16 protein-coding genes are annotated in these 15,594 nt (G+C 41.8%); 14 read left to right on the top strand and 2 right to left on the bottom strand.

Translation table 11 applies throughout. From position 1 onward, the window contains the following. Positions 1–17: 17 nt before the first annotated feature. Together QFZ72_RS03855 and QFZ72_RS03860 are read left to right on the top strand one after the other, a co-directional pair. The gene (locus QFZ72_RS03855; protein WP_307429622.1) at positions 18–1,142 is read left to right on the top strand and encodes a glycosyltransferase family 4 protein; all 1,125 of its coding nucleotides are present in this window, start codon (positions 18–20) and stop codon (positions 1,140–1,142) included. A 135-nt stretch (positions 1,143–1,277) separates the two neighbouring features. Further along, positions 1,278–2,360: a glycosyltransferase family 4 protein gene (locus QFZ72_RS03860; RefSeq protein WP_307429625.1), complete on the top strand. Its 1,083-nt coding sequence runs from the start codon at positions 1,278–1,280 to the stop codon at positions 2,358–2,360. 1,343 nt (positions 2,361–3,703) lie between these two features. On the opposite strand, the gene QFZ72_RS03865 is transcribed toward QFZ72_RS03860, so the two are convergent. Together QFZ72_RS03865 and QFZ72_RS03870 are read right to left on the bottom strand one after the other, a co-directional pair. Continuing rightward, positions 3,704–4,705 (bottom strand): LCP family protein, encoded by a 1,002-nt coding sequence (locus tag QFZ72_RS03865; RefSeq protein WP_307429628.1) that lies wholly within the window; start codon positions 4,703–4,705, stop codon positions 3,704–3,706. A 19-nt stretch (positions 4,706–4,724) separates the two neighbouring features. After that, entirely contained in the window at positions 4,725–5,360 is a 636-nt protein-coding gene (locus tag QFZ72_RS03870) for a YigZ family protein (protein ID WP_307429631.1), read from the bottom strand. A gap of 149 nt (positions 5,361–5,509) precedes the next feature. Between QFZ72_RS03870 and degS the strand changes: the two genes are divergently transcribed. The 12 genes from degS (at position 5,510) to flgL (ending at position 15,550) form a co-directional block, all read left to right on the top strand. Then, on the top strand, positions 5,510–6,667 hold the full coding sequence (degS, locus tag QFZ72_RS03875) for a two-component sensor histidine kinase DegS (protein WP_307429633.1): 1,158 nt from the start codon (positions 5,510–5,512) through the stop codon (positions 6,665–6,667). 71 nt (positions 6,668–6,738) lie between these two features. After that, positions 6,739–7,422 carry a two-component system response regulator DegU gene (gene degU, locus QFZ72_RS03880; protein WP_252202546.1) on the top strand — a complete coding sequence of 228 codons (684 nt, stop codon included), beginning with the start codon at positions 6,739–6,741 and terminating at the stop codon, positions 7,420–7,422. Positions 7,423–7,736: 314 nt separating this feature from the next. Beyond that, the gene (locus QFZ72_RS03885; RefSeq protein ID WP_307429638.1) at positions 7,737–8,579 is read left to right on the top strand and encodes a DegV family protein; all 843 of its coding nucleotides are present in this window, start codon (positions 7,737–7,739) and stop codon (positions 8,577–8,579) included. 532 nt (positions 8,580–9,111) lie between these two features. Further along, positions 9,112–9,297, top strand: a complete 186-nt coding sequence (locus tag QFZ72_RS03890; RefSeq protein ID WP_307429641.1) for a Myb-like DNA-binding domain-containing protein — start codon at positions 9,112–9,114, stop codon at positions 9,295–9,297. Further along, positions 9,294–10,760 (top strand): ATP-dependent helicase ComFA, encoded by a 1,467-nt coding sequence (locus tag QFZ72_RS03895; protein WP_373464413.1) that lies wholly within the window; start codon positions 9,294–9,296, stop codon positions 10,758–10,760. The genes QFZ72_RS03890 and QFZ72_RS03895 overlap by 4 nt, the downstream gene beginning before the upstream one ends. An 81-nt stretch (positions 10,761–10,841) precedes the next feature. Then, positions 10,842–11,123, top strand: coding sequence for a late competence protein ComFB (gene comFB, locus QFZ72_RS03900; RefSeq protein ID WP_307429646.1), 282 nt, complete (start codon positions 10,842–10,844; stop codon positions 11,121–11,123). Next, positions 11,123–11,815: a ComFC family protein gene (locus QFZ72_RS03905; protein WP_307429648.1), complete on the top strand. Its 693-nt coding sequence runs from the start codon at positions 11,123–11,125 to the stop codon at positions 11,813–11,815. Before comFB ends, QFZ72_RS03905 begins: the two co-directional genes overlap by 1 nt. A 57-nt stretch (positions 11,816–11,872) precedes the next feature. After that, entirely contained in the window at positions 11,873–12,289 is a 417-nt protein-coding gene (locus tag QFZ72_RS03910; protein ID WP_307429651.1) for a TIGR03826 family flagellar region protein, read from the top strand. Between the two features lie 71 nt (positions 12,290–12,360). Further along, positions 12,361–12,621: a flagellar biosynthesis anti-sigma factor FlgM gene (gene flgM / locus QFZ72_RS03915; protein ID WP_307429655.1), complete on the top strand. Its 261-nt coding sequence runs from the start codon at positions 12,361–12,363 to the stop codon at positions 12,619–12,621. Between the two features lie 18 nt (positions 12,622–12,639). Then, complete coding sequence (locus tag QFZ72_RS03920; protein ID WP_307429657.1) at positions 12,640–13,119, top strand: flagellar protein FlgN; 480 nt, start codon at positions 12,640–12,642, stop codon at positions 13,117–13,119. An 18-nt stretch (positions 13,120–13,137) separates the two neighbouring features. After that, positions 13,138–14,658 carry a flagellar hook-associated protein FlgK gene (flgK, locus tag QFZ72_RS03925; RefSeq protein ID WP_307429660.1) on the top strand — a complete coding sequence of 507 codons (1,521 nt, stop codon included), beginning with the start codon at positions 13,138–13,140 and terminating at the stop codon, positions 14,656–14,658. A 10-nt stretch (positions 14,659–14,668) separates the two neighbouring features. Then, on the top strand, positions 14,669–15,550 hold the full coding sequence (gene flgL, locus QFZ72_RS03930) for a flagellar hook-associated protein FlgL (RefSeq protein WP_307429663.1): 882 nt from the start codon (positions 14,669–14,671) through the stop codon (positions 15,548–15,550). Positions 15,551–15,594 lie beyond the last annotated feature (44 nt).

A 15,594-nucleotide genomic window follows, 5' to 3' on the forward strand; every position in this document is an offset into this window, starting at 1 on the left:
AAAAGGAATGGATATCTATGAAGAAAATCTGCGTAATCACGTCTGTTCATAACGCATATGACGGCCGTATTTATCATAAGCAATGCAAATCACTTGTTAAGGCGGGGTATGATGTCTCGCTTGTTGCACCAAAGCCTGAGAAAATGCTGGAGGATTCAATAAAGCTTATTCCAATTGAAAAGCCAAAGCAGGAATTCAAGCGTTTTTTACATACGTTTACTGTTTTTAAAGCAGCAAGAAAAACAAATGCAGACCTTTATCATTTTCATGATCCAGAGCTTATTCCAGTCGGGGTTCTGCTTCGGATTTTTACCGGAAAGCCTGTAATTTTTGATGCCCATGAGCATTATCCTAATGCGATTATGAGCAAAAAATACTTGAAAAGATGGATGAAAAAACCAGTCCGTTTCATTTACGAAACCATTGAGAGAATTTCTCTGCCTATTTTGTCAGGCGTTATTTATACGACGGACGAAGTAGGAGAGAGGTATCAGAGATATAACTCCTGCAAGATTGAAAACTATCCTTTGACTGAAATGTTCACGCTCAATCACTCTTCGCTGAAAAATCCAGACATGATTCTTTATCTTGGCGGAATAACTCCTATCAGAGGGATTGAACAGTTAACAGAGGCCTTTTCACTGGCAGCGGACAAGCATCCGGATGCAAGGTTTGTTTTTGTTGGAAGATTTGAGTCTGAAGCATTCGAACGGAAAATCAAACAGAAGGTAAAAGATTATGGATTGGCTGACCGCGTGGAGTTTATGGGAAGTGTGCCTTATTCAGAAATCGAAACCTATCTATCAAAGGCTTCAATCGGCATTATTCCTTACTTGCCTGAGCCTAATCATTTGGTCTGTCTGCCCAATAAACTATTTGAATACATGGCAGCAGGTGTTGCGATTCTGGCTTCTGATTTTCCTCATTACCGGAAAGTGGTGGAGAATTCACGCAGCGGACTTTTGATTGATCCTGAGAAGCCTGAATCCATTGCTGATGCATTGAATGTGCTGCTGGATGATCCGGAAAAGACAAAAGATTTTGGTGTAAATGGAAGAATGAGTTTCGAAACAACGTATAATTGGGAAACTGAAGAAAAAAAGTTAGTCTCATTTTATAAAAAATTGCTGAAGCAGCAATAGCGATTATGATTTTGTTCAAAAAGAGTTCATACTTAGAATAAAGCGTGCAAAATCTTAACAAAATAATAATTGCAAGTTTATATATTTTTGCTATGATGGAGGAAGTGAAAATATCTCACACAAGTTGGTGTAAGCATGTTAGATTATTCTAATTATATTATAGCTTTTATAGTATCGTTTATAGTGGCTGTATCTATTACACCACTTATAAAAAAACTTGCGATAAAAATCGGGGCGGTTGATAAGCCCAACAAGCGAAAAATCCATCAGGGCCTAATGCCAAGGCTTGGCGGTCTTGCCATCTTTATTGGTGTTGTGGCAGGCTACCTATACCTGCGTCCTGAATCAATGTATATGAAAGAGATTATAATCGGTGCTTTCATCATTATCATCATTGGTATTCTTGATGATCGCTTTACTCTTTCGGCAAAGTATAAGCTTGCAGGGCAGTTGGCTGCAGCAGCAGTCGTTGTCTCATCCGGATTGCTTATTAACAAGATTACCCTTCCATTTTTCGGACTGATCTATCTTGATTATTGGAGCTATCCTGTAACCATTCTCTGGATCGTCGGCGTCACAAACGCCATCAATCTGATTGATGGATTAGACGGGCTGGCAGCGGGCGTTTCATCTATAGCGATGACCAGTATCCTGATCATGGCGTTTACTAATTTTCAATTTGCAGTTGTATCCCTGTGTGTAATTCTGATCGGAAGCACGCTCGGATTCCTGATTCACAATTTCTACCCGGCGAAGATTTTTATGGGAGATACCGGAGCGCTGTTCCTCGGATATTCCATCTCTATTCTGTCGACAATGGGATTATTTAAAAACATCACGTTATTCGGTTTTATTATTCCGATCATTGTTTTGGCTATACCTATTTTTGACACACTCTTTGCGATTGTGCGAAGACTGGTGAACAGACAGAATATCGCTGCACCCGATAAGCTTCATTTGCACTATTGTTTAGTGGACATGGGATTCAGCCACAGAAAGTCCGTGCTGCTTATTTACTTCTTCAGTGCATGCTTTGGACTGTCGGCTATTCTTTTCTCAAATGCAACGATGTGGATGGCTCTCTTAATTATGATGATTTTGCTGTTCTTCATCCAGATTACAGCTGAGCTCATCGGATTAATCGGGGAAGGCCATAAACCGCTTATAAATGCATTCAGAAAGCTTTTGGCTAAGCCAAAGCCTCAAAAAGATAATTAATTCCGCATAGCTGCTGCTGTGCGGTTTTTTTATTTTCAGGTTTACGAGTTGAACAGTGGTTTGTGGGAGTTGAAAGCAGGTTTTTGCGAATTGAATGTCGTTTTTTGCGAGTAGGGTGCAAAGGATCGCCGATTCCTGCATGAAATACAGAGGAATTTCATTTGTATTTAGCTTAAGCATCGATAAAATGGCCAAAGGCGGCTAGTAAAAGGCATTTTAATATCCCTTTTTTTCATAGGAAATAAGGTTTGCGAGTTGGAAGTCCGTTTGTGAGAGTTGAACAGGGGTTTGTGGAAGTTGAAGGCCGGTTTTTGCGAATTGAATGTCGATTTTTACGAGTGGGGTGCAAAGGATCGCGGTTTCCTGCATAAAATACAGCGGAATTTCATTTGAATTTAGTTGAAGCATCGATAAAATGGCCAAAGGCGGCTAGTAAAAGGCAATTTAATGTCCCTTTTTTCCGTTGGATTTAAATTTTGCGAGTTTAAAGCACGTTTGTGAGAGTTGAACAGGGGTTTATGGGAGTTGAAGGCAGGTTATTGCGAATTGAATGTCGATTTTTGCGAGTAGGGTGAAAAGGATCGCGGTTTCCTGCTTGAAATACAGCGAAATTTCATTTGTATTTAGTTGAAGCATCGAAAAAATGGCCAAAGGCGGCTAGTAAAAGGCATTTTAATATCCCCTTTTTTCATTGGAAATAAGGTTTGCGAGTTGGAAGTCCGTTTGTGAGCGTTGAACAGGGGTTTGTGCGAGTTGAAGGCAGGTTTTTGTGTATTGAATGTCGTTTTTTGCGAGTAGGGTGCAAAGGATTGCAATTTCCTGCATGAAATACAGCGAAATTTCATTTGTATTTAGTTGAAGCATCGATAAAATGGCCAAAGGCGGCTAGTAAAAGGCAATTTAATGTCCCCTTTTTTCATTGGATATAAGGTTTGCGAGTTGGAAGTCCGTTTGTGAGCGTTGAACAGGGGTTTGTGCGAGTTGAAGGCAGGTTTTTGCGAATTGAAAGTCGTTTTTTGCGGGTAGGATGCAAAGGATCGCGGTTTCCTGCATGAAATACAGCGAAATTTCATTTGAATTTAGTTGAAGCATCGATAAAATGGCCAAAGGCGGTTAGTAAAAGGCAATTTAATGTCCCTTTTTTCCATTGGAAATAAGGTTTGCGAGTTGGAAGTCCGTTTGTGAGAGTTGAACATGGGTTTGTGGAAGTTAAAAGCAGGTTTTTGCGAATTGAATGTCGTTTTTTGCGAGTAGGGTGAAAAGGATCGCGGTTCCTGCATGAAATACAGAGGATGCTGGAATAAAGAAAGCTCCAGCCAATGTAAGGCTGGAGCTTTTCGGTATTAATTGCTGTCTAAGTTATCGTCTTCTTCTGATTTAAGCTCTAAATGCTCTTTTAATTCATCTCTTACTTCTTCAAGGCTAGTATCATCCGGAATCCAGTAAGCGGCGCTGCCGATGTATTCCCCTGTACCTTCAAGCTTTACAGTTTCAATCTTATTTGTGTTAAAGTTGTTGTACTTTTTATAAAAACCTAATAGCTCAGACATTCTCATGTTGGTTTCAACGTTCTTTCCAACTTCATTTGTCAGCTTGTCAACCTTCAGGAGAGTGCCGGCTGATACGATCTCATTGATGACCTCTTTTACAACCTGCTGCTGTCTTTCATTTCTGCCAATGTCATTGTTAGGATCCTGCAGCCTCATTCTTGCATAGGCCAAAGCGTATCTTCCATCCATTTTCATTGGTCCTTCAGTAAACTCAAGTTTTTCGGCTTTTGGATCATCACTGTTTTGAGTGAAATCAAAAGGAACGTCCACTGTAATGCCGCCTACGATATCGATAATGTTTTTAAAGCCTTCGAAGTTAACTGTTGCATAATAATCAATTGGAATTTTCAAGAAACCTTCGACCGTTTCAATTGTTAGTTCTTTTCCGCCAGTTGAATAGGCTGAGTTGATTTTGCGCTTTGTTTCTTTACCTGGAATTTCTACGCGTGTATCACGCGGAAGACTTAACAATTTCATCGTCTGATCCTTTGGATTAAAAGTAGCGACCATAAGTGTATCAGCCCGTCCTCCGGATCCTCCGCTTGAGTAGTTTTCAACCCCCATTAACAGTATGGAAACAGGATCGTTTGAGATGCTCACGGCCTCATCGCGCAATTTGGATTTATCTCTTCCTAAATCGTCATATGAATTGTTAGCGGCCTGATAGGTTTGATAAAAGACATAGCCTGCATATCCGCCAACTAATAGAAATAGTATGAAGAACAAAAATAAAATTCGTTTAAAAACGCTTTTTTTCTTCTTTTTCTTTATTTTTTTAACTTCCTGCCTATTCATAAGTTACTCCTCTGTCCGTTTAAATTTTTGGCTGTTCTAAATAGATTTGAGTACCTTCGCTGATTTCACCCTGGCCATTTGTCAGCTCTGTCATCCATTCTATGAATTGATCCTTCAGGCCTTCTTCGACAAACGTCTCCACCTCAACGTTATCAAGGTAATGAATTTCTTTAAGCTGATAGTGTGAATTTCTGAGTTCATTTTCCACTTTTCCAAGCCATGTATAATCAATCTTAGTATGCATCACGCGCGTTAACTTACGCTCGACAATGCCGATTGCGTTCAGGGCTTCAGAGGTTGAGCTCCCGTATGCGCGGATCAGTCCGCCTGCGCCGAGCTTTATGCCTCCGAAATAACGGGTGACAACGGCAACTGTATCTTTTAATTGTCTCTTTTTAAGCACTTCAAGGATAGGCACGCCGGCGGTTCCGCTTGGTTCTCCGTCGTCATTTGCTTTTTGAATCAGATCGTGTTCGCCGATTAAATAGGCTGAGCAGTTATGTGTCGCATCCCAATGCTTCTTTTTTATCTGCTGAATGAAGGCCTGCGCCTCTTCTTCGGTTTGTGCGCGGTTTATATAACAAATAAAACGTGATTTCTGTATGGATATTTCATGCTCTCCGTATCCTTTTACGGTATAATAGTGTGAAAGCATGCTTGTACACCTCCTTGCAAGCTTATAGAAGGCAAATGGAATTATAAATGCACATTCTTATATTATAAAGCGACAAAATTTTCACTTCAATCATTATATTGTGTAATATTGTGTGAAGTTTATTTTAACCCATTAGTGGAGGAGATATAGTGGACTCCAAGAAGCTTGACTGCAAAGTGCTTGATCAAATTCTGGATAAGATGGTAGCGACGGTTGACGGCAGCAAAGGCGAAATTTTTAAGATCGGCGAGCAGTCCCGTCAGCAATACGAAGAGCTTGTAGAAGAATTAAAACAAATTAAGATACAGGTTAATGATGTGATTGAACAGGGAGACAAGCTTGAGGTTCACGCCAGGTTTGCCAGAAAGCGTCTGTCTGAGGTGAGCAAGCACTTTAAGCAATTCAGCGAGGAAGAGATCAGGGAAGCCTATGAGAAGGCCCACAAGCTTCAGGTGGAGCTCACCATGCTTCAGCAAAAAGAAAAGCAGCTCAGAGATCGGCGGGATGATTTAGAGAGAAGGCTGCTTAGGCTTCAGGAAACAATTGAGCGGGCAGAGGTGCTTGTGAGCCAAATATCGGTTGTCCTGAATTATCTGCATCAGGATCTTCGTCAGGTCGGCATGCTGATTGAGGATGCGCAGCAGAAGCAGGATTTCGGTCTAAGAATCATTGAAGCTCAGGAAGAGGAGCGCAAGCGCGTTTCAAGGGAAATTCACGACGGACCTGCTCAGATGCTTGCGAACGTAATGATGCGTTCAGAGCTGATTGAACGGATCTTCAGAGAGCGGGGGTCTGACGAAGGTTTTAAAGAAATCCGCAGCCTTCGCCAAAATGTCCGCAATGCCCTGTATGAGGTTCGGAGGATTATTTATGATTTAAGGCCAATGGCACTGGATGACCTTGGACTCATACCAACCCTCAGAAAGTATCTTTATACAATCGAAGAGTATAACGGGAAAACCCGTATCTTATTTTCAAGCCTCGGTGATTTCGAAGAAAACAGGCTTCCGCCCCGCTTTGAAGTGGCGTTGTTCAGGCTGGCTCAGGAAGCAGTCACGAATGCATTAAAGCACGCCGAAGCCCGTGAGATTCAGGTTAAGGTTGAAGTGAATCAGAATAATATTATTCTGATGATCAAAGATAACGGAAAAGGCTTCGATACGAGAGAAATGAAGCAAAATCAGAAGAAATCATTCGGACTCCTTGGGATGAGAGAGCGTGTAGAGCTCTTAAACGGCCGAATCACAATTGATTCTAAAATAGGTCTTGGGACATTCATTATGATACAGGTGCCTCTCAATGTCTGAAAAAATAGACCAAAGGCATATTGACGGCATCACCCTGTAATAGACTAGAATAAAAAATGGGAGGCGTATGCATGAAGACAAGAATTGCGATTATCGATGATCACCAATTATTCCGAGAAGGCGTTAAACGAATCTTGGATTTCGAACCAAGCTTTGAAGTTGTATCAGAAGGCGATGACGGCGAAGATGCATTAGCCATCGTTGAAGACAGCAAGCCTGATGTTGTCATCATGGACATCAACATGCCGAAAGTAAACGGCGTGGAAGCTACAAAACAGCTGGTGGAATCAAATCCGGAAACAAAAGTAATCATCCTGTCGATTCACGACGATGAGAACTATGTAACTCACGCTTTGAAAACAGGCGCTCGTGGCTATCTGTTAAAAGAAATGGATGCTGACACACTGATCGAAGCTGTAAAAGTCGTTTCTGATGGCGGTTCATACTTGCATCCTAAAGTAACACATAACCTTGTGAATGAATTCAGACGTCTTGCTACAAGCGGATCAGGCGGAGGCACAACAACCATCACGACTGAAATCAGACGTCCATTACATATTTTAACTCGCCGTGAATGTGAAGTGCTGCAAATGCTTGCGGACGGAAAAAGCAACCGCGGCATCGGCGAAGCCCTTTTCATCAGTGAAAAAACAGTTAAGAATCACGTAAGCAACATTCTTCAAAAAATGAACGTAAATGACCGTACTCAAGCAGTAGTCGTTGCCATCAAAAACGGCTGGGTGGAAGTGCGATAAAACCTGCTTCGGCAGGTTTTTTCTTTTACATGGCGCTTTTTAAAAGTTGCATATCTATATCTCGCAAATCCCTGTTATAGTAGATAGCAGGGATTTATTTAGAAATAAGAAAGTATAAAGTTTTGCGCATTGATGTCTAGCTCCATCACCCAACTCCTCTGCCAGAACAAATCCGTCATGCCTGAGCTAAACGGGCGCATGCTCTTTTCTTATTTCTTCACCATTTATTTACATACAAAGTAATGAAATTAGAAGCATTATCTTATAGAATGAAAAGTACATTAAGAGAAGTCGATTACAAGGAAGGTACATATATGAAAACGGCAATAGTTACGGATAGCACATCTTATATTCCAAAAGAAACACGTGAGCGGTTAAATATTCAGATGATTCCGCTGAGCGTGATTTTTGGCGGGGAAGTATACCAGGAGGAAGTTGAAATAACCGCTGCAGACTTTTACGAAGAAGTCAAAAATAGAGGCGAGCTTCCGACTACGTCACAGCCGTCTGCTGGCAAATTTGTTGAATTATTTGAAGAACTTTCTAAGGAATATGATGCAGTGATCAGTGTTCATTTATCAAGCGGAATCAGCGGAACATTCAACGGAGCTGTATCAGCTGGTCAAATGGTCGATGACATTGATGTTTATGCATTCGATTCGGAAGTGAGCTGCATGGTTCAGGGATTTTATGCCATTGAGGCAGCTGAGCTTGCTGCAGAAGGCAAGACACCTGAGGAAATAATGACACGTCTAAACGAAGTAAAAAAATCAATTCAAGCTTATTTCATGGTAGATGATTTAGCACATCTTCAGCGCGGCGGACGTTTAAGCGGCGCACAGGCACTGATCGGCAGCCTGCTGCAGGTAAAGCCAATCCTGCATTTTGTCGATAAACTGATCGTCCCTTTTGAAAAAATCCGCACACGCAAAAAAGCAATCAACCGCATTTATGAGCTTTTCAATGAAGTCGCTGGCGCTGGAGACCCGATGCGCGCGGTCATCATTCATGCCAATCGCCCGGATGAAGCTCAGCAAATGAAAGAAGAACTTGAAGCAAAGTATCCCCATGTAGAATACTCCATCAGCTATTTCGGACCGGTTATCGGCACGCATTTAGGTGAAGGTGCCATGGGACTTGGGTGGTATAAGAGATAAGAGGCTGACTCAAAAAGTCGCAATATGCGGCTTTTTGGGTCAGTTTTTTTGATGAATCTGCATTTCTTCACATTTTTTGAGGGGTGATTTTTGGAAGTCTCGGAATTAATTCGTAAAGTCTGGGAATTAATTCGTAAAGTCCGGGAATTAACGCGGAAAGTCTCGGAATTAATAGGAAAAGTCTTGGAATCGGAAAGTCCGGGAATTATTTTAGGAAATCTTAGATCTCATAAAAACGCCCCGCACAAGAAAATAATTTTATTGAAAGCCAAAATGAAGAATTGATAATTAATTCTCTTCAAAAACAAGGCTCAACGGCTTCCGATTTCTGTGCCTTTTCCTTGATTTTAGGAGACTGCCATACTATTTCGCTTGTCGAAACAACAAATTTCAAAAAAACAACGAAAAAATAACGAAATTCGCACCGAAAATTTGTTTTCCTCATTTTGTAATTAATGTGACAAGACTAGACAATTTCTGCAGAAATTAACATACTTAAGATAATGCTTTATTAAACTAGAGGAGTGGTCACATGCAGGAAATTGACTTACAGAAACGCGCCTACCGTCATTGGACAACATTAGAGGACAAAAAGTTAATGGACTTAAGAAAGCAAGGTGTTAAATTCCGGGATATTGCAAGTCAGCTAAACCGAACACCCATCAGTGTGGAAAAAAGATTCAGAAAAATCGAAAAAACCAAGTTCAATGAAGAATGAAATTCCACATACATAACGGATTGTTGAAACCCACAGAGAATAACAAAGAAGGATTGCCCATTTCAAAGCATCGCCTCCGTGTTAGCCAAATCAATCCATCGTTTACATATTCCAATGACCTCCAAAAACACCTTCAGGGAAGAAAGCTGCTCATAGATGAAATTCCATTTCCGTTCGAAATCATACACCGGCATTATGAAAACGGCTATATTGAGTATGAGTATGGCTTGGAGAAAACAAATAACCGGCTTAGATGCAATCGCTGCAACAACAGTGATCAAAGCTTGATCGGATCCTTTAAGTGTGCAAGGTGCGGTGAACATTGCTCGTATTGCCGCTCCTGCATTCTTATGGGAAGAGTCAGTGAATGCACGCCATTACTTAGGTGGGCTGGTCCTGAATCACACATTCAGCAAACAAAATTTAAGGCGATGCACTGGGAAGGAAAGCTATCAAGAGAGCAGCAAAAAGGGTCAGACCGAATGCTGCATGCGCTGAAAAATCAAAGTGATTTGCTGATTTGGGCTGTATGCGGTGCAGGGAAAACAGAAATGCTTTTCAAAGGAATTGAACAAGCTTTATTAGAGAACAAGCAAGTCTGCATCGCTACGCCGCGCATGGATGTTGTCCTGGAACTTGCCCCAAGGCTTCAGTCCGTTTTTCCTCAAGCGGAAATTGCTGCTCTATATGGAGGGAGCGAAGACCGATTTAAGCAGGCTAACCTCACCATATCCACGACTCACCAGCTTCTCCGTTTTGAACAAACGTTTGATTTAATGGTCATAGATGAAGTAGACGCATTTCCTTACTCAGCTGATCAAAGTCTTCAGTTTGCTGCGGGACGGGCAAGAAAAGAACAAAGCTCCCTCATCTATTTAACGGCAACACCTTCCAGCAGCCTGAAGAAAAAGATTGCCAATCAAGTCAAAATCCCTCAAAGATACCACGGTCATCCGCTTCCTGTACCTGTCTTTTCATGGTGCGGGAATTATAAAAGGGCTCTTCAAAAAGACAAACTCCCATTAAACGTTCAAGAATGGATTTCCTCCCATTTGGATTCAAAAAAACAAGCCTTTCTATTCGTTCCATCCATACCGTTATTAGAAGAAACGACGGCTCTATTAAAAAAGCAGGATCCTTTAATAGAAGGGGTTTATGCAGAAGATCCTGCTCGTAAAGAAAAGGTTCAGCGCTTCCGAGATGGAGTGCTTCCCATTATTATTACCACCACTATTTTAGAAAGAGGAGTCACCATTCCTAATTCTGATGTCGCTGTGCTGGGAGCAGAGGACAATGTTTTTACAGAGAGTACGCTGGTGCAAATTGCCGGCCGAGTCGGCAGAAGTGCGAAGCACCCAAGCGGAGATGTGCGATTTTTTCATTACGGTAAAACAGAAGCGATGATTCGTGCCAAAAAGCATATCCAAATGATGAATACTGAGGCGAAAAGAGTGACTTTGTAACTGTTTAAGGTATTATTTCTATCAAACATATTCCTTCTGTGGCATAATCATCTACAAGATAATGTGGATGGGGGTAGAGCGGTGGTAGTTAATGCGATGGAACGAATCATGGTCGATTTATTAGATGAATATAAGGCTGCTCTGCAGATGAATTGTATGTGTGAGGAATGCTTAAATGACGTGCTTGCCCTTGTTTTAAACAGGGTTCAGCCGAGATACGTAACCAACCCGGATAAGGTTGCTTATGTGAAAGCAGAATTTGTTGACAAACAGCAAATGACGACTTTAATTGTCAAATTAGCAGAATGTGCAAAGATGGTCTCCGATACACCGAAGTGCGAAACTTATGTCAGAGGTGAGTAATGAACAGATGTCTTATTTGCCAGGGTGAGCTTGAAAAAGCTGTATCCTGGAGGAGCGTATTTTTTTTAGATGAACAAGAGAGTGCATGCTGTGCTGATTGTTCATCTAAGCTCTGTTTGATTGAAGGTACTGTATGTCCAATGTGCGATCGGCCCCAGTCTGAGGCAAAAGCTTGCTTTGACTGTGAAAGATGGCAAGCAGATCCCGTGTTTGGCAGCGTCCTTGCGAGTAATCATTCTGTTTATCAGTATAATGAATTTATGAAAGATTTAATCGCCAGATACAAATATAGAGGCGATGCACAATTAGCTGACCTCTTTTACGAGCCCTTTCGAAACGTCTTCTCTAAGCATTTCTCAAAGAATTCCCTTCTTGTCCCCATTCCTCTCAGTAAAGAGCGGCTTTATGAACGCGGATTCAATCAGGCACGCTTGCTTGCTGACTTGCTCAATGCCCGAGTTCACGAACCTCTCATGCGTATCCACTTAGAAAAACAATCCAAGAAAACAAGAACTGAACGCCTGCAGACTGAAAATGTTTTTTTTATAAATGGCAACTCTGAATTTTCCGGACAAAACCTTCTTCTGATTGACGATATTTATACAACAGGAACCACGATCAGACACGCAGCCAAACTGCTTATCGACCATGGTGCCGAAAGTGTTTCTTCTCTTACGCTCGTTCGAGGCTAAACGTTTTCAAACTGATTCCGATAGTAAAGATATAGTACAATGATAGGAGAATCATCAATGGGAGAACTATCGAACTGTCCGGAATGCTACCAGCTATTTGTGAAAACACAATTTAAAACGGTTTGTGATGCATGTTATAAAGAAGAAGAACGTAAATTCGAAGTCGTTTACGGTTTTATAAAGCAGAGTAAAAATCGAACAGCAACTCTATCAAATGTCGAAGAGCATACGGGAGTTGAAGAGGAGCTGATTCTGAAATTTATCAGACAGGGCAGAATTCAGCTCGCCAACTTCCCGAACCTCGGTTATCCTTGTCAGAAATGCGGAAAGCTGATCAGAGAAAATAAGCTTTGTATTTCTTGCGGAAAAGACATTAAAACTCAGCTGTTTGAATTAGAACAGGAAGAAGAACGCCGGCAAAAAGTCACAGAGAAGCAGGCGACCTACTATACCTTTCAGACTAAAAATAACTAAATTTATTAACAACAACTATTTCCAGCCGATATAGAAAGTAACGAGAAGAACGAAAGAATGGAGGAAAAGGGATGAAGATCAATCACTTAAACTCAGCAGGGATAAATCCTTATAAACGAACGGCAGAGAAGCAGCAGGAAGCAGCGCAGCAGGCTAAAAAGCAGGATAAGGTTGAAATATCAACAAAGGCAAAAGAGCTTCAGCAGCAAAATGCCATTGACCAGGCACGGCAAGAAAAGGTAGCTGCAATAAAAAAGCAAGTAGAAACCGGCACCTATACCATTGATCCAAAAGCTATCGCAAACAGCGTCATCAAGCATTACCAAAAATAGATTTCGGGAGGACTTGCAGTGTCAGCACAGTCATTAATTCTAAAGCTTGAGAAGCTGCTCGGGCTGAATCGGCAGCTATACCAATTAGCGCAAACAAAAACAGAAGCCTTGAAAACAGAAGACCTGACTGTGTTGCAGCAAACACTCAAGCAGGAACAAATCTATGTACAGGCCATCAAGCAAGTGGAAAATGAACGGATCGGTCTTGCTTCGGCTTATTTAAACAGGGAAGATGACTTAACTTTATCGGCATGCATGGAAAAAGCAGAGGGAGCAGATAAAGAAAAATTTTCTGATCTTTTTCAGTCATTAACAGATGTAATGGAAAAGCTGAAGAACGCCAATAAGCTGAATCAGCATCTTACCATCCAGGCCCTGCAGTTTGTCTCCTTATCATTGGATATGCTGATGCCAAAGGAACAATCTCCAGCCTATAAGCCTCCGGGCGGAACGGCTACAGAACCGAAACGAAGATCTTTATTTGACTCAAAAGCCTAATGCTCGGAGGAATGAACCATGCGCTCGACTTTTTCAGGACTTGAAATTGCAAAAAGAGGAATGTTTACACAGCAAAGCGCCTTAAACACAACTGGACATAATATTGCAAACGCCAACACGCCCGGCTACACAAGACAGCGTGTTAATTTTGTACAGACTGAGGCATACCCTGCACCATCCATGAACCGCCCTGAGTATCCGGGCCAAATTGGAACAGGCGTTGAAGCGGGAACAATCGAGCGGGTGAGAGACAGCTTTCTCGATACACAATTTCGCTACGAAAATAACAAAGTAGGATACTGGGATTCTCGTGCTGATTCTCTTTTGAAAATGGAAGAAATCATGAACGAACCATCTGAAACAGGCCTTTCTAAAAGCTTTGACCGCTTCTGGCAGTCCATGCAGGACCTCGCATTGAATCCTGCAAATGCAGGTGCACGTGCGGTTGTCCGCGAACGCGGGGCTGCAGTAGCAGAAACGTTTCAATACTTATCGACTTCACTTAAAGCTGTTCAAGGAGAACTGAAAAGTGAATTAGAGGTATCGACAAAAGAAATCAACTCACTTGCAAACCAGATTAACAGCATCAATAAACAAATCTCTGAAATCGAACCGCATGGCTACTTGGCAAACGATCTGTACGATGAGCGCGATCGTCTTCTTGATCAGCTATCAGGTCTGGCTAACATCAAGATTTCAAACGAAAAGAGCGGAGGAAACTCGCTTGCTGTTGCAGAAGGATCTGTAACGATTGAAAGCATGGATGCTAACGGTAAATCACTTGGAACTTTAGTAGATGGCAAGAGTAAATCTGTTAATGAATTAAGCATCGGATTTTCTTCTGATAATGGATTAGTAGACTCGGTTTCGATAGGCTCAAATGCTATAGATGTTAAAGAATTTGGAAGCGTCGGCGAAATTCGCGGGTTAATTGATTCCTACGGCTACAATTCAGACGGTTCCGCAAATGGATTGTATCCGGAGATGCTCAGGCAGCTTAATGAACTGGCATACAGCTTTGCGACAGAAGTAAACAAAGTTCAGGAAGCGGGGTACAGCATCAAGCGGATTGAAGAAAATGGGTCAAGCAGTACACAGTTTTTTGATTTTACTAACATGACAGATCCGCCTAAAGATGCAGCGTCTATGTTAACCCTTCATCAATCTATCATAGACTCAACTGATAACATTGCCGCATCTTCAAACGGCAATATGGGTGATGGGAAAAATGCGCTTGCGCTTGCAGAAGTGAAAAATCAAACCTTCACAATCGGCGGGAAAACGACAACCATCCAGGATTTCTATGAAAGCTTAATCGGAGGCATGGCCGTTGACGCACAGGAAGCAAACCGTCTGGTAAGCAACAGTGATGTGCTCCGTTCTGCAGTTGACCAGCGCCGTCAATCTGTCAGTGCTGTATCACTGGATGAAGAGATGACAAACATGATCCAATTCCAGCACGCATACAACGCTTCAGCAAAAATGATTTCATTGCAGGATGAAATGCTCGATACAATTATTAACGGACTAAGAAGGTAGGTGAACAATCATGCGCGTAACTCAAAGCATGCTCGCAGGCAACTCGCTCCGCAACCTAAGCAAAAGCTATGAAAAAATGGGCACCTACCAGGACCAGCTCGCAACCGGCAAAAAAATCAACCGTCCTTCAGATGATCCTGTTGTCGCCATGAAGGGAATGCACTATCGCACAAACTTAACCGAAGTCGAACAATACCAGCGCAACATCTCTGAGGCCTATCAGTGGATGGAGAACTCAGAAGCGGGAATTGAGCAGGGCACACAAGTTCTTCAGCGAGTGCGTGAACTGATGGTTCAGGCCAGTAATGGAACGAACAGCCCTGAAGACTTAAAGGCGATTGGCGCTGAAATGAAGCAGCTGAAGGAAGATTTGGTTGGATCTGCGAATACGCAGGTGGCAGGGAATTATATTTTTAACGGTACACAGACGAAAGAAGCGCCTGTTACTCTTAACGCTGATGGAACAGTAACAGTAAACATTGATAAATCACCATTTGAAATTGAGGTTTCTAAGGGTGTTCAATTGAAAGCGAATATTAATTCTGACAATGTTTTCAGTGAGGACTTATTTGCGGTGATGGGTTCCATTGAAAAGGCGTTAAGTTCTGGTGACGCATCTGGATTAGACGGATTGCTTTCTGACCTTGACGGTAAAATGGACTCAATGTCAGCGGAACGTGCAGAACTAGGAGCCAGATACAATCGCCTGGAGCTTATTGAAGATCGAGTGGGAAAACAAGAGATTGTTTCAACACGAATTCTATCTGAGAACGAAGATGCTGATTTAGAAAAGGTAATCATGGATTTAACTGCACAAGAAAGTATCCATCGGGCTGCATTATCAGTCGGCGCAAGAATCATTCAGCCAACGTTAATGGACTTTTTAAGATAAGCTATCTTTTTATAAGATAGCTTTTTTAAGATATAAGAAAGTGA

Origin of the sequence: Bacillus sp. V2I10 (assembly GCF_030817055.1) — a bacterium.
Taxonomy (GTDB): domain Bacteria; phylum Bacillota; class Bacilli; order Bacillales; family Bacillaceae; genus Bacillus_P.

Bases quoted from the DNA above. Each gene is read 5' to 3' on its own strand.
- QFZ72_RS03860 (WP_307429625.1), top strand. From the start codon at position 1,278: ATGTTAGATTATTCTAATTATATTATAGCTTTTATAGTATCGTTTATA.
- flgL (WP_307429663.1), top strand. From the start codon at position 14,669: ATGCGCGTAACTCAAAGCATGCTCGCAGGCAACTCGCTCCGCAACCTA.
- flgM (WP_307429655.1), top strand. From the start codon at position 12,361: ATGAAGATCAATCACTTAAACTCAGCAGGGATAAATCCTTATAAACGA.
- QFZ72_RS03905 (WP_307429648.1), top strand. From the start codon at position 11,123: ATGAACAGATGTCTTATTTGCCAGGGTGAGCTTGAAAAAGCTGTATCC.
- QFZ72_RS03885 (WP_307429638.1), top strand. From the start codon at position 7,737: ATGAAAACGGCAATAGTTACGGATAGCACATCTTATATTCCAAAAGAA.
- QFZ72_RS03870 (WP_307429631.1), bottom strand. From the start codon at position 5,360: ATGCTTTCACACTATTATACCGTAAAAGGATACGGAGAGCATGAAATA.
- QFZ72_RS03910 (WP_307429651.1), top strand. From the start codon at position 11,873: ATGGGAGAACTATCGAACTGTCCGGAATGCTACCAGCTATTTGTGAAA.
- flgK (WP_307429660.1), top strand. From the start codon at position 13,138: ATGCGCTCGACTTTTTCAGGACTTGAAATTGCAAAAAGAGGAATGTTT.
- QFZ72_RS03855 (WP_307429622.1), top strand. From the start codon at position 18: ATGAAGAAAATCTGCGTAATCACGTCTGTTCATAACGCATATGACGGC.
- QFZ72_RS03895 (WP_373464413.1), top strand. From the start codon at position 9,294: ATGAAATTCCACATACATAACGGATTGTTGAAACCCACAGAGAATAAC.
- degU (WP_252202546.1), top strand. From the start codon at position 6,739: ATGAAGACAAGAATTGCGATTATCGATGATCACCAATTATTCCGAGAA.
- QFZ72_RS03890 (WP_307429641.1), top strand. From the start codon at position 9,112: ATGCAGGAAATTGACTTACAGAAACGCGCCTACCGTCATTGGACAACA.
- QFZ72_RS03865 (WP_307429628.1), bottom strand. From the start codon at position 4,705: ATGAATAGGCAGGAAGTTAAAAAAATAAAGAAAAAGAAGAAAAAAAGC.